This is a genomic window from Providencia sp. PROV061, from assembly GCF_011045655.1.
Taxonomy (GTDB): Bacteria; Pseudomonadota; Gammaproteobacteria; order Enterobacterales; family Enterobacteriaceae; genus Providencia; species Providencia hangzhouensis.
This window is the reverse complement of sequence record NZ_CP042861.1, coordinates 2,186,282-2,212,383: the sequence shown is the minus strand read 5'-3', so window position 1 is coordinate 2,212,383 and position 26,102 is coordinate 2,186,282. Positions and strand designations below refer to the sequence as shown.

Genomic DNA, 26,102 nt, shown 5'->3' with positions numbered 1-26,102 from the left:
AATATGCCAATAACCAACGCCTCAACACCGAGACCACAAGAAATTGCGGCTATAGATTTAGGCTCCAATAGTTTTCATATGGTCATTGCTCGTATTGTCAACGGTGCATTGCAAGTTCTCACTCGTTTGAAAAAACGTGTTCACCTTGCCGATGGCCTAAGTGATACCAATGAATTAAGTGAAGAAGCCATGGAACGGGGCCTTGCCTGCCTCGCGTTGTTTGCCGAACGGTTACAAGGATTTTCCCCTGAGAACGTGTGTATTGTTGGCACACACTCATTACGTGTCGCAACGAATGTGAAACTATTTTTGCAACGCGCAAAAGAAATCATGCCCTATCCTATTGAAATCATTTCAGGCCAAGAAGAAGCTCGATTGATTTTTATGGGCGTTGAACACACCCAACCCGAAAAAGGCCGCAAATTAGTACTTGATATCGGTGGCGGTTCAACTGAGTTAGTCATTGGTGAAAAGTTTGAACCGCTTTTGATTGAAAGCCGCCGAATGGGGTGTGTGAGCTTTGCTCGCACTTACTTCCCAAATGAAGAAATCAACCCTGAATTTTTTAATCGCGCTTACCTAGGGGCTTGCTTAAAATTAGAAAGCACTGCGATTTTATTTAAGAAACAAACTTGGGACGTCGCGATGGGTGCCTCGGGCACCATCAAAGCTGCTCATAGTGTAATACAAGAATTAGGCTATAAAGACGGTATTATCACCCGTGAACGCCTCATCGAAATCAAGCAAATGGCATTAAAATATAAGTCATTTAGCGCACTAAATATACTCGGCCTCTCTAATGAACGTAAACATGTATTTGTCCCAGGTTTAGCCATTTTACTTGCCGTCTTTGATTCATTAGAAATTAAAGAGTTACGTTTATCTGACGGTGCATTACGTGAAGGTGTTTTATATGAAATGGAAGGCCGCTTCCGCCACCAAGATATCCGTCAACGTACTGCATTAAGCCTTGCTGAGCATTATAATATTGATAGAGAGCAAGCTAAACGTGTATTAAAAACGATGGAAGAGCTCTATTTCCAGTGGGGGCAGCAAAACCCTAAACAACTCAACCCACAGTTAGAATCCATTTTAATATGGGCGGTTATGCTCCATGAAGTTGGCTTAAGTATTAATCATAGTGGTATGCACCGCCATTCTGCTTATATTTTGCAAAATACTAACTTACCGGGTTTCAACCAAGAACAGCAGTTATTGCTTGCCACACTAGTACGTAATCATCGTCGGGCTATTAAGTATGACGATATCCCTAAATTTAATTTATTTAAAAGAAAACAATTTATGCCGCTTATCCAAATTTTGCGGCTAGCTATTTTGTTAAATAATCAACGCCAATCTACAACAATCCCTTCTTCGTTACGGATAGAAACGGATGATGGGCACTGGACTATCTATTTACCATCTGAATATCTCGTGCAAAATGCATTGATGTTATTAGATTTAGAAAAGGAAAGTGGCTATTGGGAAGATGTTCCCGGTTGGTCGTTAACTATTTGCGCAGAAAATGAGTAATTTGCGGCCATTATTGTAGTGATTTGTTCTTATTATTCATCATTGATGACTTGAAAATCACCGCTTATTTGACTCAACTATTTGATATATTATTTAAATAGGCGACAATAATGATAATAAATTTCGTCCGCTCGCAGACGAATTCATAAAAAGCGCTTTTGCGCTGCTATTGCTTTAAGGATTAAAATGTCACAATCTGCTTTCTCAACCGATGCGGTGCCAACAGTCAACCCGCACTCTCAAAAACTGGCACATATTCGCCAGCAAATTCTGACGCTATTTTTAGATGACGAAGAGTTCGTCCATGCGCTTGTTGAAAATGATCAACACGTCAGTATTGATGACAAAGCAATTAGTGAAAAAATTAGTCTTGTAAAAGAATTGCTACTTGATTTACACACTGCGGATATCGCCGATATCTTAGAAATGCTCCCTTATGATGAGCGTCTCGCGTTATGGCGTCTTGTTGATAACAACGAACGTGGTGAAGTGTTAGTTGAGGCCTCGGTTTCTGTTTGGGATAGCCTAATTAAGGATATGTCTGACAGAGAACTACTGCGCGCCGTTGCCAACTTGCATGTTGACGAACAAGCCTATATTGCTGAGCATTTACCTCGTGACACCATGCGTCGGCTTCTCACCTATTTAGAACCTAGTCTGCGTAGCCGTATTCGCGAAGTTTTACAATATGCGAAAGATAGCGTCGGCCAAATGATGGATTTTGAATTCGTCACCGTACGCCCAAATGTGACGCTAAAAACGGTTCAACGTTATTTACGCCAACGGGGCAAGATCCCAGAAGCGACCGACAAAATTTTCGTTGTCGATAACAGTAATTATTTACAAGGTGAATTGCCTCTAACCACTATTTTAACGCAATCCCCTGAAAAAATAGTGGCCGATGTCATGAAAACTGACACAGTGACCTTCTTGCCTGATGAAAAAGGCGAAGACGCAGCGAGTGCGTTCGAACGTTATGACTTAATTTCTGCGGCTGTTGTTGATAACAACGGCCTACTAATGGGCCGCCTGACGGTTGAAGATATCGTTGATAACATTAGTGAAGAAAACGATAACAGTATTCGTCGTATGGGGGGGTTAAGCCCTGAAGAAGACGTTTTCGCCCCTGTCGGCCAAGCCGTTAAAACCCGTTGGACATGGCTAGCCATTAACCTATGTACCGCTTTTGTGGCTTCTCGTGTTATTGGGGTTTTTGAAGATACGATTTCCCAATTAGTCGCCCTTGCCACATTAATGCCTATTGTGGCAGGAATTGGTGGTAATACGGGAAACCAAACCATTACCATGATTGTTCGTGCCATTGCCCTGCACCAGATACAAAACAATAGTTTCTCTTTCTTAATGTTAAGGGAGCTTGGTGTCGCCTTTATTAATGGGGTTGTATGGGGAGGAATTATGGGTGTCGTCACCTACTTCCTTTATGGCGATATCGCTATGGGTGCAGTTATGACATTAGCAATGATCTTGAACCTACTGATGGCGGCTATTATGGGCGTGCTTATTCCACTCATTATGCTGAAAATGGGCAAGGACCCTGCTATCGGTTCTAGCGTGATGATCACCGCCATCACAGATACAGGCGGTTTCTTTATTTTCCTTGGCTTAGCCACTCTATTCCTCGTTTAAATTCGCTCTGCACGCGTCCTACTCTTAGATTAGGCGCGTGCAATTTACAAAACACTCCCTCCGACAGCAAAGCCCAGCTAAAAAACCAAAATCTCGCAAACAACCCTTTTATTTATCTATTAATTAAATGATTTTATAGTTATTTAGTTTATCTAGATTAATAAAGTTAATTATAACGAATAATATCTAGGTAATATTTACTTACTATAATTCAGTAAGAATTTATTAAATTAAATATAATTAACACTATAACTCACTAATTTAAATATACGATATTCTGCAAAATTCATATTATTAACATCATATAAGGTTATTTATCATCACGCCAAATCAATATGCTAACAAATCAAAACTAATTGGAATGTCATTCTTGTTTTTAGGGTTGAGGTTTACAGAATATAGAATTTCCTGCTATAAATATACACATGCAAAAAAGATACTGTGTATTAAACTAAGTTATACCCATCCAACGTTTTATACCTCTTATCTGCACCAATAAAAATGATTAGCTCATTATTATGAGTCAATGCTTATTATTTTGAATTTATGCAATTTAGTATTACAGGTAGTTAGAAGGAAACTATAATGACACCGCAAACCGCCAGCCAGCCCTCTGCGAGACCTTTGGGCAAAGAAGACTATAAAACATTAGGCTTATCCTCTTTAGGGGGAACTCTTGAGTTTTATGACTTCGTTATCTTTGTTTTTTACGCAAAAATTATTTCCCAACTATTTTTCCCAGGGGATAACGAATTTCTCGCGCTAATGGCAACACTGGGTCTATTTGCAGCAGGTTACCTTGCTCGCCCTCTTGGTGGCATTATCATGGCTCACTTCGGGGATAAAATTGGCCGCAAGAAAATGTTTACCCTCAGTATTTTCTTAATGGCATTCCCAACGTTTGTTATTGGTTTCTTACCTACTTATGAAACCATTGGCGCTGCTGCTCCATTATTACTGCTGTTAATGCGTATTATGCAAGGTGCCGCGATTGGTGGTGAAATGCCAGGTGCATGGGTATTTATTGCAGAACATACACCAAAACAACGTTATGGTTTAGGTGTCGGTACACTGACTTCTGGGATCACCGGTGGTATTTTATTAGGCTCTATCGTCGCAATTATCATTGAGCGCTCTTATACCACAACTGAAATTCATGATTTTGCTTGGCGTATTCCATTTATTCTTGGTGGTGTTTTTGGGTTTATCTCTGTGTATTTACGTCGTTTTTTACAAGAAACCCCGATATTCAAAGAACTGGCAGCCAAAAAGGCCTTGTCACAAGAATTACCCGTCAAAACCGTGATTAAGTCTCATAAACAAGCTTGTATGATCACTGCGGCACTGACGTGGTCATTATCAACCGCTATCGTTGTCACCATTTTGATGACACCAGATGTGGTGTTAAAAGGGATCTATAACATTGATAGGAATGTGGCATTGCAAGCTAACTGCGCGGCGACATTGACCTTAACATTAGGCTGTATCTTCTGGGGCTGGTTAGGCGATAAAACCGGAACTCGTACCTCAATGACTTTATCATGGGGTGGATTAGCCGTAACAGCAATTTACTTTTATTCATCATTATCCAGTGATATTGCGGCGAGTACGTTGATTTTTAACTATGGCTTGATGGGCTTCTTTGTTGGCGCGATTGCAACCACTCCAATTATCAGTACACGCGCATTTCCACCTGAAATTCGCTATTCTGGCCTGTCATTCGCTTACAATGTGGCTTATGCAATTTTTGGTGGTTTAACACCAATATTAACTGGTGCTTGGTTGCAGCAATCTCACATGGCACCTGCCTATTATGTCGCTGGCGTCTCATTATTAGCGGTTGCTGTAGCCTTCATTCCTCTATCTTGGAAAGGTTGGACTGTCAATTCAGAGTCTTCAAACGAAAAATCTGCGGTCTTAAAAGCTTCTAGTTTATAAAATCGATTGCCCCCTATTTACTCGGGGGGCAATCTTAATTGATACAAAATTATTCCCCCGCTCTCCCCCTTTACAAGCACTGAAGTATACAAGTACAGAAATTGACACTTATTCATATTTCCTCCATTTTTCTTTGTACCTATCACGTTAAACTACTAATATGTCTAACTGACTCTTTTTTGTTAGTTTTTTAGTATACAGCCTGACGGATCTCATCCACTTTTTTTGAGTTAAGCGAATTACCCAAAATGAATAAACAAAAACAACGTAAACCTTTTATTCGCTCTGCCATTTTTATTGCCATTATTGCGGTAGCTGGCGTTTCTTGGTACTTTTATCATCAAGAAAAACAATCAGATACACAATCTACTGGCACCGTAGCAAAACCAAACTCACAGCGAAGCGCGATGGGCCGCCCACCACGTGTGTTAGCCCCTGTGCAGTTTGCCGTTGCTGAACAAAAAGTCGTTCCACGATTTTTATCAGGCTTAGGCACAGTGCAAGCAGCAAATGTTGTCACTGTAACCAGCCGTGTTGAAGGCCAGTTAATGCAGCTGTATTTTACCGAAGGGCAATATGTCAATAAGGGAGATTTATTGGCACAGATTGACCCTCGCCCATTTGAAGTTCAGCTATCACAAGCTGAGGGGCAATTAGCTAAAGACAAAGCAACGTTAGCTAATGCGCAATTAGATTTAGCGCGTTATCAAAAGCTTGCTGGCACTAAAGTGATTTCGCAACAAGAGCTAGATAACCAAAAAGCGGCAGTATTACAGGCACAAGGCAGTATTAAAGTCGACCAAGCGGCTGTTGATAATGCCAAACTGCAATTAACCTACAGTAAAATTACTGCCCCCATCTCAGGGCGGGTTGGTTTAAAACAAGTTGATGTCGGAAACTTTATCTCTTCAGGAACCTCAACCCCTCTTGTTGTTATCACACAAACTCAACCCGCAGATGTCTTGTTTGCTTTACCTGAAGGTGATATTCCCGCGATCCAGCAAGCACAATCTTCCGGTGAAAAAGTATTGATTGAAGCTTGGGACAGAAACAATATCGCGCTAATCGCAAGCGGTGAGCTACTCAGTACTGATAACCAAATTGATGCTGCGACCGGCACTCTTAAAATAAAAGCGCGCTTTACCAATGAAGAAGAAAAACTTTTCCCTAATCAATTTGTTAACGTAAAAATGCAAGTTGAAACGCTGCAAAATGCCGTGGTGATCCCAACCGCTGCACTGCAAATGGGCAATGAAGGTCACTATGTTTGGGTATTGAGTGATGATAATAAAGTCAGCAAACACAATGTGACCGTGGGGATGCAAGATAGCCAACAAGTCGTTATTGAAAGTGGGCTCGCAGCAAATACCAAAGTCATCACCGATGGTGTTGATAAACTCACCGATGGCACAACTGTCGAAGTCGTTACCGCTGAAAGCATCGCCAAAAAAGAGCCCCGCAAAGATAAAGCCAATAGCGCGGAGAAAGCGTAATGCAGCCTGAAATGTTAAAAGGCGGTGGGCCTTCTCGTTTATTTATTTTGCGCCCTGTGGCTACCACATTATTCATGGTGGCTATATTACTTGCAGGGATCATCGGCTATCGCTTCTTACCTGTTTCAGCCCTGCCCGAAGTCGATTATCCGACGATTCAAGTTGTTACCCTTTACCCGGGAGCCAGCCCCGATGTGATGACCTCTGCAGTGACTGCGCCTTTGGAAACCCAGTTTGGGCAAATGTCGGGTCTTAAACAGATGTCATCGCAAAGTTCAGGAGGAGCATCAGTTATAACACTGATGTTCCAATTAACGTTGCCTCTAGAGGTTGCCGAACAAGAAGTCCAAGCAGCGATTAATTCCGCCAGTAGTTTACTGCCTTCGGATTTACCCTATCCTCCGATTTATAATAAGGTAAACCCTGCTGACCCGCCTGTACTCACCTTAGCGGTCACCTCTGATGCGATGCCATTAACGCAGGTACAGGATATTATTGAAACGCGAATTGCCCAGAAAATATCCCAAGTTAATGGAGTGGGTTTAGTCACCTTAGCCGGTGGTCAACGCCCTGCTGTTCGCGTGAATTTAAACCCACAAGCCATGGCAGCCAAAGGGCTGGATAGCGAAACCATCCGCCTAGCCATCAACAATGCTAACGTCAACTCCGCAAAAGGGAGTTTCGATGGGCCAACGCGAGCAGTGACGCTTTCTGCTAACGACCAAATGAAGTCACTTGACGACTATCGTCAGCTTATTGTGGCCTTCCAAAATGGTGCGCCTGTGCGTTTAGGCGATATTGCAACGATTGCACAAGGTGCCGAAAATGCCTATTTAGGGGCATGGGCAAATAATGAACAGGCGATTGTGATCAATGTGCAGCGGCAGCCCGGTGCTAACGTCATTGAAACCACAGATACCATTCGTACGCTGTTACCCGAATTAATTGAAAGCTTACCTAAATCGGTTAATGTCGATATTTTAACCGATAGAACCAGTACTATTCGAGCGTCCGTTAATGATGTACAGTTTGAGTTAATGTTAGCCATCGCCCTCGTGGTGATGGTGATTTATTTGTTTTTACGCAATGGAATTGCCACCTTAATACCGGGCATTGCGGTACCGCTGTCCCTCGTTGGTACCTTTGCAGTCATGTATTTTTGTGGTTTTTCTGTCAATAACCTCACCCTAATGGCATTAACCATCGCCACAGGTTTTGTGGTCGATGATGCGATAGTGGTGATTGAAAATATTTCCCGCTACTTAGAAAAAGGCGATAAGCCTCTGGTCGCTGCACTCAAAGGGGCGGGTGAAATCGGGTTTACCATTATCTCCCTCACCTTTTCTTTAGTTGCAGTATTAATCCCGCTGTTATTTATGGGGGATATTGTCGGCCGGTTATTCCGCGAATTTGCCATTACCCTAGCCGTGGCTATTTTGATCTCCGCTGTCGTCTCTTTGACGTTAACGCCAATGATGTGTGCGCGTTTATTAAAACCAGAGTCGCAACATAAACATAACCGTTTTGAACTAGCGTGTGAGCGTTTCTTTGACCGTATGGTTGCTGGATACGCAATTTGGTTAAAACGTATTCTTAATCACCAATGGTTAACGCTTTCTGTGGCGCTAGGCACCATGGTGCTGACTGTTTTGCTGTATATGTGGATCCCAAAAGGGTTTTTCCCGTTGCAAGACAGTGGAATTATTCAGGGTTCAATTGAAAGCCGTCAATCTATTTCTTTTGCGGCCATGGCGCAAAAGCAACAGGAAGTCGCGTCAAAATTATTGGCAGACCCTGCGGTTGATAATGTCACCACTTATGTGGGGGTTGATGGTAGCAACCCAACATTAAACAATGCGCGTCTCCAAATTACCTTAAAGCCCCTTGATGAGCGTGAAGATAGAGTGGTGGCGATTATTGATCGTCTACAGCAATCCGTGGATAACATTGCCGGGGTGAATTTATATTTGCAGCCTATGCAAGATCTCACCATCGATACGCAAGTTGCACGCACACAGTATCAATTTACGTTACAGGCCGGTTCACTAGAGGAATTAACCACTTGGGTTCCACGCTTGTTAGATGCCCTAGAGCAACAACCTGAACTCACCGATGTCAGTAGTGACTGGCAAAATAAAGGGTTAGTCGCCTATGTGAATGTTAACCGTGATACCGCAAGCCGTTTTGGTATCACAATGTCAGCCATTGATAACGCTTTATATAATGCATTTGGGCAGAGAATGGTTTCGACCATATACACACAGTCAAATCAATATCGTGTGATATTAGAACATGACACACAGACACGTGATGGTATGGATGCGCTGAATGATATTCGTCTAAAAGGCACTGATGGAGCCATTGTGCCACTAAGCACTTTGGTAAATATTCAAGAAGGTAATGGGCCATTAGCAATTAATCACCTCGACCAATTTCCCGCGGTGACATTCTCGTTTAATGTGGCGGATGGCGCTTCGCTTGAGTCAGCCGTCAATGCCGTGAAATTGGCCGAATCACAAATTGCTATGCCAAAATCCATTACCACACAATTCCAAGGAGCGACTTTAGCCTTTGAAGCTGCACTAAGCAGCACTATCTGGTTAATTGCAGCCGCAATTGTGGCGATGTATATCGTATTAGGCATTTTATATGAGAGCTTTATCCATCCGATTACGATTTTATCCACCTTACCGACTGCGGGGGTTGGCGCATTACTTGCTTTAATGATGGCAGGGAAAGACCTTGATGTTATTGCAGTCATCGGCATCATCTTATTAATTGGTATCGTGAAAAAGAACGCCATTATGATGATTGACTTTGCCCTTGCTGCAGAGCGTGAACAGGGAATGTCCCCTTATGATGCCATCTACCAAGCTTGCCTACTGCGTTTTCGCCCAATTTTAATGACCACCATGGCGGCATTACTAGGAGCCTTGCCATTAATGCTAAGTACAGGTGTCGGTGCAGAATTACGCCAACCATTAGGAATTTGTATGGTTGGTGGCTTAATTATGAGCCAAATCCTCACCTTATTTACCACACCGGTTATTTACTTATTGTTCGACCGTCTTTCTCATTATTTTAAAGACCGTCGCCAAGCGAAGAAGGCACAGGTGTCATAATGAAGCGCTTCTTTGCTCTATTTATTAGCCGCCCGGTAGCAACGACGCTGATTAGCGTTGCGATTACTTTGTGTGGTGCCCTGAGCTTTCTATTTTTACCGGTTTCTCCGTTGCCTCAAGTAGATTACCCTGTGATTAACGTGACAGCGTCACTTCCTGGGGCGTCACCCGAAACCATGGCGTCCTCCGTTGCGACACCTCTTGAACGCTCTTTAGGCAGTATTGCTGGGATCAGCGAAATGACCTCAAGCAGTGCGCTTGGGCGAACCACTATTACCCTTGAGTTTAATCTCGACAAAGACATTAATAACGCGGCTCGGGAAGTGCAAGCTGCGATTAATGCGGCGCAAAACCTGCTGCCCAGCGGTATGCCAAGCCGTCCACGTTATTACAAGTCTAACCCGTCTGATGCGCCAATTATGATTTTAACCATGACCTCAGAGACCATGGGTACTGGCGAAATTTATGATATTGCATCTACCCGTTTAGCCCAGCGAATTGCGCAAATTGAAGGGGTTAGTGAAGTTTCAGTTGGTGGCGGCTCGCTCCCTGCCGTACGGGTTGAACTCAACCCAACCGCCCTATTTAACCAAGGGGTTTCCCTTGATGCCGTGCGCTCAGCCATTAGTAGTGCTAACGTTCGCCAACCGCAAGGCTATATCAATGATGACGAAAAACGTTATCAAGTACAGACTAATGATGAGTTAAAAAAAGCAGCCGATTATCGGCCAATTATTGTTCATTACAGCCAAGGCAATGCTGTAAAGCTCAGCGATGTCGCCAATGTTAAAGATTCCATTGAAAACATACGCGCTGCTGGTATGGCAGACGGTAAACCGGCTATTTTGATTGTCATTCGTCGTGAAGCTGGCGCCAATATTATTGAAACAGTGAACCGTATTCGTGCTGAATTGCCTGAATTCAATGACATGATCCCTGCCGCTATTGATTTAAAAGTGGCACAAGACAGAACACCGACCATCCGCGCGTCTCTAGCCGAAGTGGAACGTGCTCTACTGATTGCCGTTGCCTTGGTGATCCTCGTGGTGCTGCTGTTCTTACGCTCAGGTCGCGCTACTTTGATCCCTACCGTTGCTGTCCCTGTCTCATTGATTGGGACTTTTACGGCCATGTATTTATGTGGCTTTAGTTTAAATAACTTGTCATTGATGGCATTAACGGTTGCGACGGGCTTTGTGGTTGATGATGCCATTGTCGTATTAGAAAATATCTCGCGTCATATCGAAAATGGTAAAAAACCGTTTATTGCGGCGGTTAAAGGCGTGCATGAAGTCGGCTTTACCGTCGTTTCCATGAGTATTTCCTTAGTGGCTGTTTTTATTCCGCTACTGCTTATGGATGGACTGGTCGGCCGTTTATTCCGCGAATTTGCCATTACCCTTGCAACCGCTATCGGTATTTCTTTGGTGATCTCATTAACGCTCACCCCTATGATGTGTGCTTACTTACTGAAGAAACGCCCTCGCAACGTCAAAGCCAAACATCGCGGGTTTGGACGTGTGTTGCTGCGCTTGCAAGAAAGTTATGGCATCGCTTTAAAATGGGTACTCGAACATCGCCGTAGTGTTCTCGCGGTGCTATTTGCCACAATCGGCTTAAACGTTTATCTGTATATTACCGTTCCGAAAACTTTCTTTCCTGAACAAGATACCGGCCGTGTGCTGGGCTTTGTTCGCGCAGACCAAAGTATTTCATTCCAGTCAATGAAAGAAAAAATGACCCGTTTTATGCAGCAAGTTAAAGCCGACCCAGCGACGGATAATGTCACCGGTTTTACTGGCGGTAGCCGGGTAAACAGCGGTTTTATGTATATCTCATTAAAACCACTGGGTGAACGTACTGAAAGCTCAGCTGAAGTCATTAATCGGTTACGCATGAAATTAGCCAATGAGCCAGGGGCTAACCTGTTTATGATGCCAGTACAAGATATTCGTGTGGGAGGTCGACAAGCCAATGCCAGCTATCAGTTTACGCTGCTTGCGGATGAGCTTTCTGCATTGCGTGACTGGGAACCCGCCATTCGTAAAGCACTCGGTGAATTGCCACAGCTGACAGATGTGAACTCAGATAAGGAAGACAAAGGTGCAGAAATGGCGATCACCTACGATAGGGACTTAATGGCCCAGCTAGGTATCGATGTCCGTGAAGCTAACAGTTTGCTTAACAATGCATTTGGTCAACGCCAAGTTTCCACTATTTATGAAGCGATGAACCAATATAAAGTGGTGATGGAAGTTGCCCCTGAATATACGCAAGATGTCAGTTCCCTCGACAAAATGTTTGTTATCAATAAAGATGGCGATGCTATCCCGCTGTCTTATTTTGCTCGTTGGCAGCCGGCGAATGCGCCATTAAGCGTGAACCACCAGGGGCTATCAGCTTCATCCACTATCGCATTTAATGTCGCTGACGGTTATACCTTAAATGATGCCATCGTCGAAATAGAAAAAACCATGACTGCGCTTGGCGTGCCATCTACAGTGCGAGGGTCTTTTGCAGGAACGGCACAAATATTCCAAGAAACTTTACAGTCACAATTATTTTTGATTTTAGCCGCTATTGTGACTGTCTATTTAGTCCTTGGGATTCTATATGAAAGTTATATTCACCCACTGACAATTTTATCAACTTTGCCTTCTGCTGGTGTCGGTGCATTATTAGCCCTTGAGTTATTTGACACACCATTTAGTTTAATCGCTTTAATCGGCATCATGCTATTAATTGGGATCGTCAAGAAGAACGCCATTATTATGGTGGATTTTGCTATTCAAGCACAAAGAACAGCGGGTTTAACCGCTCAAGAAGCCATTTTCCGTGCCAGTTTATTACGTTTTCGCCCTATTTTAATGACGACACTCGCCGCCATTTTTGGTGCGTTACCGTTAATGTTAGGTAGTGGTGATGGAGCAGAACTACGTCAACCTCTCGGGATCACCATTGTCGGTGGCTTAATAATGAGCCAATTGCTGACTTTATTTACCACTCCTGTTGTGTATTTAAGTTTTGATAGCTTAAGGCAACGTTGGCAGCGCAAAAAGTCATTAACGCATAAGATTGTGGAGAATAACCATGAAGCTTAGGTTAAATAGCGTTAGTACTCGGCTTTTTTTAGCTATTTTTGCGACATGCTTATTGCTAGTGCTAATTATGCACCAAGGCGTGCGCATGAGTTTTCAACATGGCTTTATTGACTATATTAAAGAAAATGACCAACAACGCGTTGAGCAGGTTTCTTCCGCCCTTGCGGAACAATATGAAGAAATGGGCAATTGGCGGTTTTTGATTGGTAATGATCGCATTTTTTTTCGCATTCTGCGCTCTGTAGAACATCAACAGCATCGTGGCCCGATGCGACAGCGCTGGCGAACCATTTTTTGGGTTTATGATACACAAGACCGGCTAATTTTCGGGCAAGACACGCCCCTACCGAGCAAAGTTCTCCGTGAGCCTATTGTTACTAGCAATGGCGAAACCGTCGGTTGGCTCGTTGCCAGCTATGAAACGGGAATCAGCAGCGCCCTTGACCGCCGTTTTGATACCAAACAAATGTATACCAGTTGGATCATCGCTGGGCTGTCTTTATTTGTGGCTCTGATTGCCACATTGTTCCTTGCCCGTAGTTTTTTGAAACCCATCAAGCGGTTACTCGAAGGCACTAACCGGCTCGCCAATGGTGATTTTGCCACGCGGGTTCCTGAGTCTGGCCGCGATGAACTTGGGCAACTGGCTAAAGATTTTAACCATCTGGCCTCTACCCTTGAAAAAAACGAACAAATGCGGCGTGATTATATGGCGGATATTTCCCATGAGCTCCGCACGCCGTTGTCAGTTCTGCGAGGCGAATTAGAAGCGGTGCAAGATGGCGTCCGGCAAGCCACTCCCGAAACAATCAATTCCCTACTGAATGAAACCCAAACTTTAATTAAGCTGGTTAATGACCTCCACCAGCTCTCGTTATCGGATAGAGGTTCTTTGGTCTACCGTATGCAACTTACCGATATTATCCCTTTAATTGAAATGGCAATAGGCCAAGCCCGCTGGCGGTTAGAAGACCAACAACTTTCAGTTGAACGGCAATTTATTGCACAAGGCAACGTGTTTGCAGACCCTGACCGCATCACTCAGTTATTCTATAACTTAATGGAAAACAGCTTACGCTATACGGACCCACAAGGTAAAATTGCCATTCAAGTCACACAAGACCACAACCAGCTCAGTATAATTTGGCAAGATAGCGCCCCGGGGCTGTCTGCTGAGCAATGCCAACATTTATTTGAACGTTTTTACCGTGCTGAAGGTTCTCGTAATCGCGCCAGTGGCGGTTCAGGCTTAGGGTTGGCCATTTGCTATAATATTGTTGAGGCTCACCATGGAACAATTTCCGCAGCACCGTCACCATTAGGTGGTGTCAAAATTACCATTAATTTACCGATTCAATTAAAAGACAAAGGTTTATGATCATGACTGAACAGAGCAATACCCCTATTTTGGTTGTGGAAGATGAACCCAAGCTAGGCCAACTGCTGTTCGATTACTTACAAGCTGCAAATTATCAACCCGCATTAATTGCACGGGGTGACCAAGTAATCGACTATGTTAAACAACATCAACCTGCACTCATTTTATTAGATTTAATGTTACCCGGTATGGACGGCATTTCAGTATGTCGTGAACTGCGAAAATTCAGTGATGTTCCCATTATTATGGTGACAGCAAAAACCGAAGAAATTGACCGTTTATTAGGGTTAGAAATTGGGGCTGACGACTATATTTGTAAGCCTTTTAGCCCGCGAGAAGTCGTGGCTCGAGTCAAAACGATTCTACGCCGTTGCCAGCCAAATATGGCAACTAGCAATAACCAAACTAATAGTAATAATCAATCCAAGCTTATTATTGATGAAAATGCATTTCAAGTACGCTATGGCTCACACTTACTTGAACTCACGCCCGCTGAATTTCGGCTACTCAAGTTTATGTCTGATAATGCAGGTATGGTGTTTTCTCGCGACCAGTTACTGGATATCTTATATGACGACCACCGCGTAGTAACGGACCGTACAATTGATAGTCACGTCAAAAATTTACGCCGTAAATTAGAGTCCCTCGATAACGAAAAAACCTTTATTCGTTCAATATACGGCCTCGGCTACCGTTGGGATGAATGTTAAGTAATCAATAGACATACTATTCTTGTGGGATATTTGGTTTTTTTATCAAATGGGAGTAAAATCCTCATCCCTTAAAAACACTCTCTCGTATGAGTGAGTGCTGACTTGACATCAGATAGAGAATAACCATGTTTACACCAGAGCTTTTATCCCCTGCCGGTTCATTAAAAAATATGCGTTACGCCTTCGCGTATGGCGCAGACGCCGTTTATGCAGGACAGCCCCGTTACAGCTTGCGCGTACGAAATAACGAATTTAATCACGAAAACTTAGCTAAAGGCATTCAGGAAGCCCATGAGTTGGGTAAAAAGTTTTATGTGGTGGTGAATATTGCCCCTCATAATGCGAAATTAAAAACCTTTATTCGTGATTTAACCCCCGTCATTGAAATGGGCCCAGATGCTCTGATCATGTCTGACCCTGGCCTTATTATGATGGTTCGTGAAGCGTTTCCTGAGATGGATATTCATTTATCTGTGCAGGCCAATGCAGTTAACTGGGCATCGGTGAAGTTTTGGAAACAAATGGGCTTAACACGTGTGATCTTATCTCGCGAATTATCCCTCGAAGAAATTGCTGAAATTCGTCAACAAGTACCGGAAATCGAACTTGAAGTCTTTGTCCATGGTGCCCTTTGTATGGCCTATTCCGGCCGTTGTCTACTTTCGGGTTATATTAATAAACGCGACCCAAATCAAGGGACTTGCACCAATGCTTGCCGCTGGGAATATAACGTACAAGAAGGTAAAGAAGATGATGTGGGTAATATTGTCCATGTGCATGAACCGATCCCTGTACAAAATGTAGCACCAACTTTAGGTGCGGGCGCGCCAACAGATAAAGTCTTTATGATAGAAGAAGCTAAACGTCCAGGCGAATATATGACGGCCTTTGAAGACGAACATGGCACTTATATCATGAACTCTAAAGATTTACGTGCAATCGAACACGTTGAAAACCTAACAAAAATGGGTGTTCACTCATTAAAAATTGAAGGCCGCACAAAATCGTTTTATTACTGTGCTCGTACTGCACAAGTCTATAGACGTGCGATTGACGATGCTGTCGCAGGAAAACCCTTTGACCCAACGTTGTTATCTACTTTAGAAGGGTTAGCACACCGTGGTTACACTGAAGGTTTCTTGCGTCGCCACACTCACGATGCCTACCAAACCTATGAATATGGCTATTCTGTTTCTGAAACTCAGCAATTTGTGGGTGAATTCACAGGTAAACGTGTCAATGGTATGGCTGAGGTTGATGTAAAAAATAAATTTAGCGTTGGGGATAGCTTAGAGATGATGACCCCGGCGGGTAATATTGTCTTTACTTTGGACTCATTAGCAAACCGCAAAGGTGAAGCGATTGATGTTGCACCCGGTAACGGCCATGTAGTTTACCTGCCAATCCCTGAGGATGTCGATGTTAATTTTGGTTTGTTGATCCGTAACTTAGCAGGAACAACGACCCGCGCACCTCACCAAACTCAGGCAGAAAAACAAATTGCAGGCTAACCGCCACTCCGTGTTTTTTAAATAGTTTGTTCGCTAAAAGCCAAAATCTCATCGTTTAACGTTTTGATATTTTGGCTTTTTTTTATCTATAATATGATATTATTTCACTTTATATGCGTTTTCTTATATGAGAATCATTCGCGTTATTGACATTTACATTGAAAAGTGCACTGAATATCCAATTTTATGCAACAGATCACATCAATTGGCTATTCAATATCGTATAGTCACTCTTGAAAACGAAGAACTAGAAAGTCATAAAATAAGACTAGGAACCACCTCCTTGGCTGGCTCAATCTCCCTTGAGCTAGCCATTTCTTTTATCTGCAATTTCTATTTCATTTCTCTTGTTAACGCTATTACTGTAAAAAATCTAAAATAAGCTCATCAATATCTTATAAATCCATTTATACTCATTTTAACGAATATTTGCCATATGTTAAGCCGAATGGATGGGTATATATGAATCAATATCAGTCAGCCATGATTATCCTTAATGGTAAACAAGCCAATCACGCTGAGCTGCGAAAGGCCATTACTCACTTACGTAATGAAGGCCATCAAATTCAAGTCCGTATTCCGTGGGAATTGGATGATACTTATTATTTTATTTCTCAGGCAATAAAACACGGCGTTGATACCATCATTGCCGCAGGAGGTGACGGCACAGTAAATGCGGTTGCCAGTACCTTGATGAAGTTCCCGAGTGACTCTCGCCCTACTTTAGGAATTCTCCCGATGGGAACGGCAAATGATTTTGCCACCAGCGCGAATATTCCACTGGATATTGAAGCCGCCCTTGCTCTCTCATTAAAAGGTAAAGCAGTTCCCATTGATATTGCGCAAGTCAATAAGCAATATTATTTTCTCAATATGGCAACTGGCGGCTTTGGGACGCGTATTACCACCGAAACGCCTGAAGCACTGAAATCAGCATTGGGCGGTGCCGCTTACGTGATAAATGGCTTATTGCGCCCTGATACGCTGAAAACGGATATTTGCCGCATTGAGGGCGAAAACTTTAGTTGGGAAGGTGAAACGTTGGTCATCGCTGTCGGAAACGGCCGCCAAGCGGGCGGAGGACAACAACTGACACCGCAAGCACTGATTAATGATGGCGCATTAAATTTACTGATTATCCCTGCGAGGGATGTCATACCCGCATTTTTAGCGAACCTATTTTCAGACGATAAAAACGAGCACTTGGTCGAAAAGCAATTATCATGGGTAAAAATTTCATCTCCTCACGATATGATCTTAAACCTTGATGGTGAGCCATTATCGGGAGATACCTTTACGTTCGCAGTGCAGCCGAATGCTATTCAGTGCCGGTTGCCGCCTCAATGTAACTTATTAGCTTAAAATATAACGAGAAAGCCCAAGTGTTCGGGCTTTCAATCATTACAGGCTACCACCATGCATGGAAGTGGTGTACTGGGCCAATCCCCTTGCCAACTTCTAAACTGTCCGCTTGCTCTAACGCAGCTTGTAAATAGGCTTTAGCCTGCGTAACCGCTTCTTGCCAATCAGAGCAACGAGGGCGCAGAGCAGCCAAAGCCGCTGACAAAGTACACCCAGTACCATGGGTATTTTTAGTATTTACGCGAATAGAGGTAAAGCGCCATTCACCTTCAGGTGTGATTAACCAATCAGGGCTTTCAGCATCACTTAGGTGCCCGCCTTTCATCAACACCGCTTGGCAACCTTTTTCAAGTAACTTATACCCCTGAGTCAACATTTGGCTTTCTGTTTGTGCAACTTTTTCGTCTAGTAATACCGCGGCTTCAGGGAGATTCGGTGTAATTATAGAAACGAGGGGCAATAATTGTTGGCGCAGTGCATCAACCGCATCGGGTAATAGTAACGGGTCGCCACTTTTAGCCACCATTACAGTATCCAATACCACATACGGAATAGGATATTGCTTCAGCGCCTTCGCCACAACTGCGATATTACTTTGGTTAAATAACATGCCGATTTTTGCGCTATCAATTCGCACATCACTGAGAACAGAGTCTAATTGTGCCGCCACAAATTCAGGGGGTAAGTCTTGGACGGATTGCACGCCTCGGGTATTTTGAGCCACCAATGCCGTCATCACACTCGTACCATAAGCCTCTAATGCAGAGAAAGTTTTTAAATCCGCCTGAATACCCGCCCCACCCGATGGGTCTGTTCCGGCTATGGTTAACGCATTGATCCTCATGAGTGATTCCCCTTTTCGGCTAAAGCATTTGAATAGATTGATAAGCGAGGTTTACTGAAATCATTTTAAATCAAACAATAAAACCGCCTTGATTGTCTCATATCATTTAACAAATACCAGCGGTTAGTGAATGAATTTTAATGACTTAGATAAAAAGGGGAAATATATTACACAGGAAAAATTAGCGTGACTTATAAGTACACATTAGGCAAATGAATATTACCGACACCTCGCTGTTTTAATAGCTGGGCAAATGTTTCCACTTCTGTTTGAGTTGCCGCAGGCCAGTTAGCCGCTTCATTTATTACGCCATGTTGCTGAAAGGCATTAACTTTTATTCGTGTTTTTGCAGGAAGTTGATTTAAGAAATCAGCCAGTTTATCAATGTGTTCTAGATAATCTGTTTGCTGAGGAATATATAACAAACGCAATTCATACAATTTCCCCGCTTGGGCCAGAAATTGAATTGATTGAAATACACGTTGGTTATCTTTCCCAGTTAATCTTAAGGCACACTCATCACTCCATGACTTTAAGTCAATCATCACGCCATCAGTATACTCAATTACCTTACTCCACCCCGCAGAAGCAAGATGGCCATTACTGTCAATAAAGCAGGTTAAATGTTTCAGTTCAGGTGTGTCTTTAATCGCTTTAAATAATTCAATAATAAAAGGTAATTGTGTTGTTGCTTCCCCGCCACTAATGGTTATACCATTCAGAAAGACAACATTTTTTTTCAAGTCATTGATAGCATCATTAACACTTAACGACACTGTCATTGGGCTTGAATTCTTAGTGCACGTTTGTAAACAAATGTCACAGAGCTGGCAGGCATCGCTATCCCATATAACCTTACCATCAACAAATGATAACCCATTGTGAGGACAGGTTAAAACGCAGTCCCCACAATGGTCACAGAGCGCCATGGTATATGGATTATGGCAATTCAAACAACGTAAATTGCAACCTTGCAAAAAGATAACATGTCGATTGCCCGGCCCATCTACGCAGGAAAAAGGAATAACCTTATTCAGCGTAGCGCATCGATTGCTCATTGCTGATGACTCGCTGCTGACGGGCTGTAATTTTACAGTTCTTAGTCGCTTCTTCACCTAACCAGGTAGTATTGCTTCTAGAACCTTGTTCTTTGTATTTTTCGATATCTGACAAACGCACCATATAGCCAGTGACACGGACTAAATCATTACTTGCCACGTTTGCGGTAAATTCGCGCATCCCACAACTAAACGCCCCTTTGCACAATTGCATTAATGCTTGCGGGTTTTGTTTAATCGTTTCATCGATGGTTAAAATGTCACTGATCCCAGATAAATAGTGTTTGTGATGAGGTGCAACGGCTTGAATATGCGACACAGGATCGGGTTCTTCACCATATGGAATACGAGCCCCCGGCGTCGTTCCTATGTCTGAGCTAATCCCAGATTGCGCATGAAGCATAGCTCGGTTTTTATAGCCATATTTAACCGGTGTTGTTTCAACAAAGTCTGCCAATTGTTCACTAATTTGATAAGACAATGGTAAAGCTGGTGAATTCGCTTGGTACTGGCCTTTCACGCCATCTTTTTCCATCAAGATATTCACGGCCTCTGCTAAACCATAAATACCAAACATCGGTGCAAAGCGTTCTGGCTCAATTAACCCCTCTTGAACAAGAAAACTGGTTTGGAAGAAATTAGATTCCTCATATAAAAATGCGCTACGTGTTTCAATGAGTTCCATTTGTAACTCACAATACTTTTTCAATTGCACATTTAAAAAATCAGCTGAATTTTGACTGCGTAACGCAACTTCGCGCAAATTAATACGAACTAAAGTGCTTCCGCCACCCGCAACAGGTAATGCATTATAACAACTGACAATACCGTAACCTTGTTTATCGAATGCCGCACTATGAACAATATCATTTGCAATATGTGGCTTACTACATTCACAAATATTCTCAATCGCTTGCAAGAAAAGCGACTCTGGTGTGCGTTGTGGGTGATAGACAAATGTCAGGTTAGGTGCGACTTGTTTCAGTTCTGCATCAATACGTAAAATCAAACGGCAAATAACGTTGTCATCAGGCCCAATATTGGCATGCATAAAAGCATCAGGTAGAGTTCGGTCTAACTGCACCCAGAATCTTTTTAGTTTTGGATACAGTTGTTCTTCTGTCAACTCACCCACGTATGGCATGAGGACTTTATCTAAATACCCTAAAAACACAGGGAAATTGGTTACCGAAGGGACGTGGTGGTACAAAATCATCAGATGATTAAGGGCTTCATCAAAGTCCTCAGCAGGGGCTAACTCTAAGTATTTTGAACCTTGCTTGAGGTATTTTACATAATCGGGCAATACATAACGTGGCTTATACGGTGCATTTCCTTCATACATATCACAAATAACACGTTCATTTAGCGCATCCGCTAGGGGTTGGCTCATCGCAAGGTAAGGAATATTGCTATCGGCCTCTATCGCTAAAAAATTGGCTTTTTGTTTTGGTGATAATATTTTGTCTGTAGCGATAGCCAAGCATTTTGCTTGATATTCAGTCAGTGGTTCTTGGCGTTTCATCATGGTGATGTTCCTTTGTTAGTTAGAAGCCAAGGTTACGCACAGCAATGTATATGCTATAAACCTTTAAGTACTCGCTCCTACCCGTGTTGACACGCAGCAGCTTATACCTGCCGCCTATAACACTCATTTCATCCCATTGAGACAAGTCATTATTTGACGTGCATCATACTTTTTAGATTTGTTTGCACGCTATTTTTCATAAATGTCTGCTCTATCAACATTACTAGTCGTAATCACCTAAATTGTTAAAAATATCTTTTTATTACAAAACGTTAAATACAACAATAATGAGTGACACAATGTTTTCTCTTATTCTTGATTAAAAAATTCTCTTTCATTTTTTCTTATCAAATAACGGCTTTATTAATAAGAAAATGAAATACCTTATCTATTATTATTGGTTATTTTTAGGAGAATTAGCCTATTCAATAACCAATCTGATAAGTTAACATCCAATTTATCTATCGGTTATCCTACTTAAAAACAGGCAAAATTAAACGGTTCTACCATGACCAGCCAATTATTATCCTTAACTATGTAATAAATACTGTTATATTCTGTACATCTTAATTAAAATAATTTCGCTCAAAATTATAATAATAATGCTAATCTGATAATCATTAGCGAGCTAATCATCATTTTTATATCTGCGATACAGAACTGGATTTACAATGAGAGTTTATAAAAACATACAGTTGGCCGTAGGTGCATCGCTACTCATGAGCGCCTCAATCTGCATATCATCGCCTGCCGTTGCACAAGAGCAATCGGAAAATTTATGGGATACATTTAAAAGTAATGTCAGTACCACATGGGACTCAGACAAATATGAGCTATACGTTCCCGCTGTGACTTGGCACAACCGTGCAATGTACGACAAGAAAAAAACAGATGAATATAACGAGCGCCCTTGGGGTCTGGGCTTTGGTAAATATCGTTATGATGAAGACAATGACTGGCATGCTATCTATGCAATGGCATTTAAAGATTCACATAATGATTGGGAGCCAATTGGTGGTTATGCATTCCAAAAAATGTGGATCCCCGGGGACATTGATGGTTTTCGCATGGGAGCTGGCTTCACTCTCAGTGTTACTGCTCGCAAGGATATGTACTATATTCCGATCCCAGCACCGCTTCCTCTGGTATCAGTGGAATATGACAAACTTTCGCTACAAGCCACTTATATTCCGGGAACTTATAATAACGGTAACGTATTATTCGCTTGGTTACGTTGGCAATGGTAATTTAAGTACTTCATTACTGTATAAAAAGGCCGGTGGGATATTCCCACCGACCTTTTTATTATCAGAAAATCAAATTTAGCTCAGCTGTTGGCTTTTAGCTAAATCTTGTTTTTTAGCCCCTGAGAACTGGTACCCAACCCATAGAACCGCTATCCATAATGGCATAATTAATACCGAGATGCGCAAGCCGTCCATTGTCAAGATAATCCCTAAAATTAACAGCAAAAATGCTAAGCATAGATAGTTCCCAAATGGATACCAAATGCTTTTAAATTTCGTTTCAACACCTTGTTTGTTCATTGCCGCTCTGAACTTCAAATTTGAAACACAAATCATAATCCAGTTCAGAACTAACGTCGTCACAACCAATGACATTAATAATTCGAAAGCTTTACCTTCCATCACAAAGTTAATTAAAATCCCGCCAGAAGTCGCAATACCTGAAACCAATAAAGCCATGACGGGAACGCCACCTTTATTCACTTTCGCAAGAAATTTAGGTGCGTTACTTTGTTGTGCCAAGCCATATAACATACGGCTTGTCGCGTAAGCCCCACTGTTATATACCGACAACGCAGCGATTAGAATGACAACGTTCAATGAATTAGCAACCAGTAAGTCCCCTAATTCGTGGAAAATTAATACAAATGGGCTTGTTTTGCCATCAAGGTCAACCCAAGGGTACAACGCTAACAATACGGCTAACGAGCCAATATAAAAAATCAAGATACGGTACACAACTTGGTTTATCGCTTTTGGAATGCTTTTATCTGGGTCTTCTGCCTCTGCGGCCGTAATACCGACTAGCTCTAAGCCCCCAAATGAAAACATAATAATAGCCAAAGCCATTATTAGCCCATTAAAGCCATTAGCAAAGAAACCGCCATACTCCCATAAGTTACTCACTTTCGCTTGTGAGCCACCATGACCGCTAAGTAGTAAGTAGCAACCAAAAATAATCATAGCTACGACAGCAATAACTTTTATCAATGCAAACCAGAATTCCGTTTCCCCATAAGAGCGAACATTAACCAAGTTAACGGCATTCACCGCAATAAAAAACACCGCGGCAGAAACCCATATCGGGAGCTCAGGCCACCAGTGTTGCATATATTTACCTGCGGCCGTCAGTTCTGTCATCCCAACAAGGATAAACATAACCCAGTAATTCCACCCTGAGAGGAAACCCGCAAAACCACCCCAATACTTAAATGCAAAGTGGCTAAATGAACCCGCGACAGGTTCCTGAACAATCATTTCTCCCAACTGGCGCATGATAAGAAAAGCAATAAACCCACACAATGCATAGCCCAGTAAAACTGATGGCCCTGCCATTTGTATGGTTGTTGCTATTCCGAGGAATAACCCTGTACCAACAGCGCCTCCCAAAGCAATCAATTGGATATGCCTATTTTTTAATCCCCGCTTTAGCGTCTGTTGCTGTTGCGCCATAACTTTACCCTTTCGTCCTCTTACTTGCTTTTTATCGCCCAAACTAATGATAATGACACAAGTTTATTTGAATTTTCTTATTAACACTACATTCTTCTGGCGCTGTTTTTACCCTATTCTACGAACCAGAAGCTGGTGCTATTAGTTATTTTTTTTCATCACATAACAAAATGATACCGCAGGATAGTTACCCCAACTCAATATCATGGATTGTGCATTAAAAAGCAAATTCAAAATGGTAACAAGTCAGTTACACGACAAATACCAAAAATAAAGTCCTCTCCACCTTGGTCGCACAGGCTATCCATCGCTAAAAGATAGAGAAAAATACAGGCCAAGATTGCACTTATAACAATAATTAATTTACGACCAAACACCGATAATTCCTTCATATTTCTATGATGATTTTATTTTTCAAATGATTACAATACTAAGGTACTGCCATTTTATGATTGATATCACTTATGGCATTGCACGTAATGCGTTTATAAAATAAATGGTACTCTAATTTCGAGCCTTAAATTTGAGGAAAATATGCAATTGACCTCTTTTTACAAAAATTTCGCTCATTTTAGGTGCTATTGGCCATTAACTTATTCTGATTGTGCTTTTTTTATCCTAAAAATAGGAAATACCGCACAAGCAGCCTTTGTCATGATGAAATGAAGTTGTGTATACTTCTGCTACCGTAAAACTAGAAAACATTTGAGATGCCACAAGATAACCACTTAGCACTTGTTTATGCTTTGAGTAAATGGATAGAAGAACACTTAGGGCGCGTGATCCACTTAGAAGAGCTCGCGGCTTATTCAGGCTATTCACTTTGGCATATGCAAAAAATTTTTAAAGAAGTCACAGGGATTTCACTGGGTAAATACATCCGCCAACGCCGTCTTGCTGGTGCGGTTAACTTACTGCGCAACAGCAACCAGTCTATTTTCGATATCGCACTGGATTTTGGTTTTGGGTCACAGTCCCACTTTACCTATATGTTTCGTAAGGAATATGGCATTACGCCATTTGATTTTAGACAGAATGACCAAATCCAATTAGATGTTAAGCAACCGCTTCATTTGATTCATAATTATGAGTGAGAATATTTTAGCCGCATTAATCTATTGATTCACACACTGATGCTATAAAACATTGTCATTTCAACCTTTGACTATTGAACAGAGTTCCTGCGTTATATTCTGTTCAATTTCACATCAAATACCCATTATTCTAGTACGCGTAAAATTATAACTATTTGTATAATTTACATTCCGAATAATTGGAGTAAGGTATTGGCAGAAAGCACGAATTTTAGGAGGCATTGGATGTCAATCAAACTGGTCGCCATTGATTTAGATGGCACATTACTTAACTCCCAACACCAAATATCTCCCGTAGTAAAAGAGGCCATCACTCAAGCCAAGCAAAAAGGTGTCCATATTATTTTAGCCTCCGGTAGGCCATTTTCGGGTATATCCCCCTACCTGCGGGAATTAGATTTAAATACAGCGGATAACTACTGTATTAGTAATAATGGTAGTGTCATTCACCAAGCCAATGATGGCAGTCATCTGGCAGAAAATTTGTTAGATTTCGCTGACTTCCAATATTTTGAGGAACTGGCTAGAAATGTCGGGGTCCACATGCATGCTCTTGCGGATAACAGCATGTTCACGGCAAACCGCCATATTAGTCACTATACGGTGGCAGATGCTTATCTAACCCACACTCCGCTTATCTATTGCCCCGTTAATGAAATGGACTCTTCTCTGGAATTTACTAAGTTTATGATAATTGACCATCCAGAAAAATTAGATATGGGTATCAGCTATATTCCAGAGAATGTCTTTGATAATTACTCTTTAACTCGAACAAGCCCATATTTCCTTGAGGTATCAAATAAAACCTCAAGTAAAGGCGCTGCGTTAGAATGTATCTGTGAAAAACTAGGCATTACACCGGATAAAGTCATGAGTATTGGAGACCAAAACAATGATATTCAAATGCTGCAATACGCCAGTGTTTCTGTCGCAATGGGCAATGCTTTAGAGCCAATTCGCCAAATGGTTAAATTTGTCACCACAACCAATGATGAAGATGGTGTTGCTGTCGCCATTAATAAGTTTATTAATGTATAAGCCCGCAAAAAATTTCACTTCAGTATATTTTCCGTTGCAGCGC

17 protein-coding genes and 1 pseudogene are annotated in these 26,102 nt (G+C 42.1%); 13 read left to right on the top strand and 5 right to left on the bottom strand.

The annotated features are described in order from the left end of the window. Nucleotides 1–3: 3 nt before the first annotated feature. The 10 genes and pseudogenes from FVA72_RS09975 to yegS all read left to right on the top strand — a co-directional run bounded on the left by FVA72_RS09975 (nt 4) and on the right by yegS (nt 17,798). On the top strand, nt 4–1,533 hold the full coding sequence (locus FVA72_RS09975) for an exopolyphosphatase (RefSeq protein WP_094960482.1): 1,530 nt from the start codon (nt 4–6) through the stop codon (nt 1,531–1,533). Nucleotides 1,534–1,893: 360 nt separating this feature from the next. Next, a pseudogene (gene mgtE / locus FVA72_RS09970) lies at nt 1,894–3,180 on the top strand (magnesium transporter); the annotation flags it as partial. A gap of 585 nt (nt 3,181–3,765) precedes the next feature. Further along, nucleotides 3,766–5,118: an MFS transporter gene (locus FVA72_RS09965; protein ID WP_094960480.1), complete on the top strand. Its 1,353-nt coding sequence runs from the start codon at nt 3,766–3,768 to the stop codon at nt 5,116–5,118. Between the two features lie 248 nt (nt 5,119–5,366). Further along, nucleotides 5,367–6,611: an MdtA/MuxA family multidrug efflux RND transporter periplasmic adaptor subunit gene (locus tag FVA72_RS09960; protein WP_110591801.1), complete on the top strand. Its 1,245-nt coding sequence runs from the start codon at nt 5,367–5,369 to the stop codon at nt 6,609–6,611. Next, nucleotides 6,611–9,733: an MdtB/MuxB family multidrug efflux RND transporter permease subunit gene (locus tag FVA72_RS09955; RefSeq protein ID WP_110591802.1), complete on the top strand. Its 3,123-nt coding sequence runs from the start codon at nt 6,611–6,613 to the stop codon at nt 9,731–9,733. The genes FVA72_RS09960 and FVA72_RS09955 overlap by 1 nt, the downstream gene beginning before the upstream one ends. Continuing rightward, nucleotides 9,733–12,834 carry a multidrug efflux RND transporter permease subunit MdtC gene (gene mdtC, locus FVA72_RS09950; RefSeq protein WP_110591803.1) on the top strand — a complete coding sequence of 1,034 codons (3,102 nt, stop codon included), beginning with the start codon at nt 9,733–9,735 and terminating at the stop codon, nt 12,832–12,834. Before FVA72_RS09955 ends, mdtC begins: the two co-directional genes overlap by 1 nt. After that, nucleotides 12,824–14,212: a two-component system sensor histidine kinase BaeS gene (gene baeS / locus FVA72_RS09945; RefSeq protein WP_004253515.1), complete on the top strand. Its 1,389-nt coding sequence runs from the start codon at nt 12,824–12,826 to the stop codon at nt 14,210–14,212. Before mdtC ends, baeS begins: the two co-directional genes overlap by 11 nt. 2 nt (nt 14,213–14,214) lie before the next feature. Beyond that, nucleotides 14,215–14,922, top strand: coding sequence for a two-component system response regulator BaeR (gene baeR / locus FVA72_RS09940; RefSeq protein ID WP_405029949.1), 708 nt, complete (start codon nt 14,215–14,217; stop codon nt 14,920–14,922). Nucleotides 14,923–15,050: 128 nt separating this feature from the next. Then, the gene (gene yegQ, locus FVA72_RS09935) at nt 15,051–16,436 is read left to right on the top strand and encodes a tRNA 5-hydroxyuridine modification protein YegQ (protein WP_004253511.1); all 1,386 of its coding nucleotides are present in this window, start codon (nt 15,051–15,053) and stop codon (nt 16,434–16,436) included. A gap of 462 nt (nt 16,437–16,898) precedes the next feature. Continuing rightward, a complete protein-coding gene (gene yegS, locus FVA72_RS09930; protein WP_096863891.1) occupies nt 16,899–17,798 on the top strand; it encodes a lipid kinase YegS in 900 nt (299 codons plus the stop codon). A 46-nt stretch (nt 17,799–17,844) separates the two neighbouring features. Here the strand turns inward: yegS and thiD are convergent, their stop codons facing one another. From thiD to FVA72_RS09915, 3 genes are all read right to left on the bottom strand, one after another. Continuing rightward, nucleotides 17,845–18,642 carry a bifunctional hydroxymethylpyrimidine kinase/phosphomethylpyrimidine kinase gene (gene thiD, locus FVA72_RS09925; RefSeq protein WP_004253495.1) on the bottom strand — a complete coding sequence of 266 codons (798 nt, stop codon included), beginning with the start codon at nt 18,640–18,642 and terminating at the stop codon, nt 17,845–17,847. 191 nt (nt 18,643–18,833) lie between these two features. Next, a complete protein-coding gene (locus FVA72_RS09920) occupies nt 18,834–19,700 on the bottom strand; it encodes a YjjW family glycine radical enzyme activase (protein WP_110591805.1) in 867 nt (288 codons plus the stop codon). Continuing rightward, nucleotides 19,672–21,228, bottom strand: a complete 1,557-nt coding sequence (locus FVA72_RS09915) for a YjjI family glycine radical enzyme (protein WP_110591806.1) — start codon at nt 21,226–21,228, stop codon at nt 19,672–19,674. Before FVA72_RS09915 ends, FVA72_RS09920 begins: the two co-directional genes overlap by 29 nt. 671 nt (nt 21,229–21,899) lie before the next feature. On the opposite strand from FVA72_RS09915, the gene pagP reads away from it, so the two are divergent. Then, nucleotides 21,900–22,475, top strand: a complete 576-nt coding sequence (pagP, locus tag FVA72_RS09910; RefSeq protein ID WP_094960472.1) for a lipid IV(A) palmitoyltransferase PagP — start codon at nt 21,900–21,902, stop codon at nt 22,473–22,475. A gap of 75 nt (nt 22,476–22,550) precedes the next feature. Here pagP and FVA72_RS09905 read toward each other — a convergent pair whose 3' ends face one another. Together FVA72_RS09905 and mgrB are read right to left on the bottom strand one after the other, a co-directional pair. Next, nucleotides 22,551–23,927 carry an amino acid permease gene (locus FVA72_RS09905; RefSeq protein WP_036957645.1) on the bottom strand — a complete coding sequence of 459 codons (1,377 nt, stop codon included), beginning with the start codon at nt 23,925–23,927 and terminating at the stop codon, nt 22,551–22,553. A gap of 230 nt (nt 23,928–24,157) precedes the next feature. Continuing rightward, the gene (gene mgrB / locus FVA72_RS09900; RefSeq protein ID WP_004253482.1) at nt 24,158–24,304 is read right to left on the bottom strand and encodes a PhoP/PhoQ regulator MgrB; all 147 of its coding nucleotides are present in this window, start codon (nt 24,302–24,304) and stop codon (nt 24,158–24,160) included. Between the two features lie 333 nt (nt 24,305–24,637). Here mgrB and FVA72_RS09895 point away from each other — a divergent pair, with 333 nt between their 5' ends. Then, complete coding sequence (locus FVA72_RS09895) at nt 24,638–25,021, top strand: helix-turn-helix domain-containing protein (protein WP_004253477.1); 384 nt, start codon at nt 24,638–24,640, stop codon at nt 25,019–25,021. A gap of 225 nt (nt 25,022–25,246) precedes the next feature. Then, nucleotides 25,247–26,059 carry a sugar-phosphatase gene (gene yidA, locus FVA72_RS09890; RefSeq protein ID WP_004253474.1) on the top strand — a complete coding sequence of 271 codons (813 nt, stop codon included), beginning with the start codon at nt 25,247–25,249 and terminating at the stop codon, nt 26,057–26,059. Nucleotides 26,060–26,102: the final 43 nt, after the last annotated feature.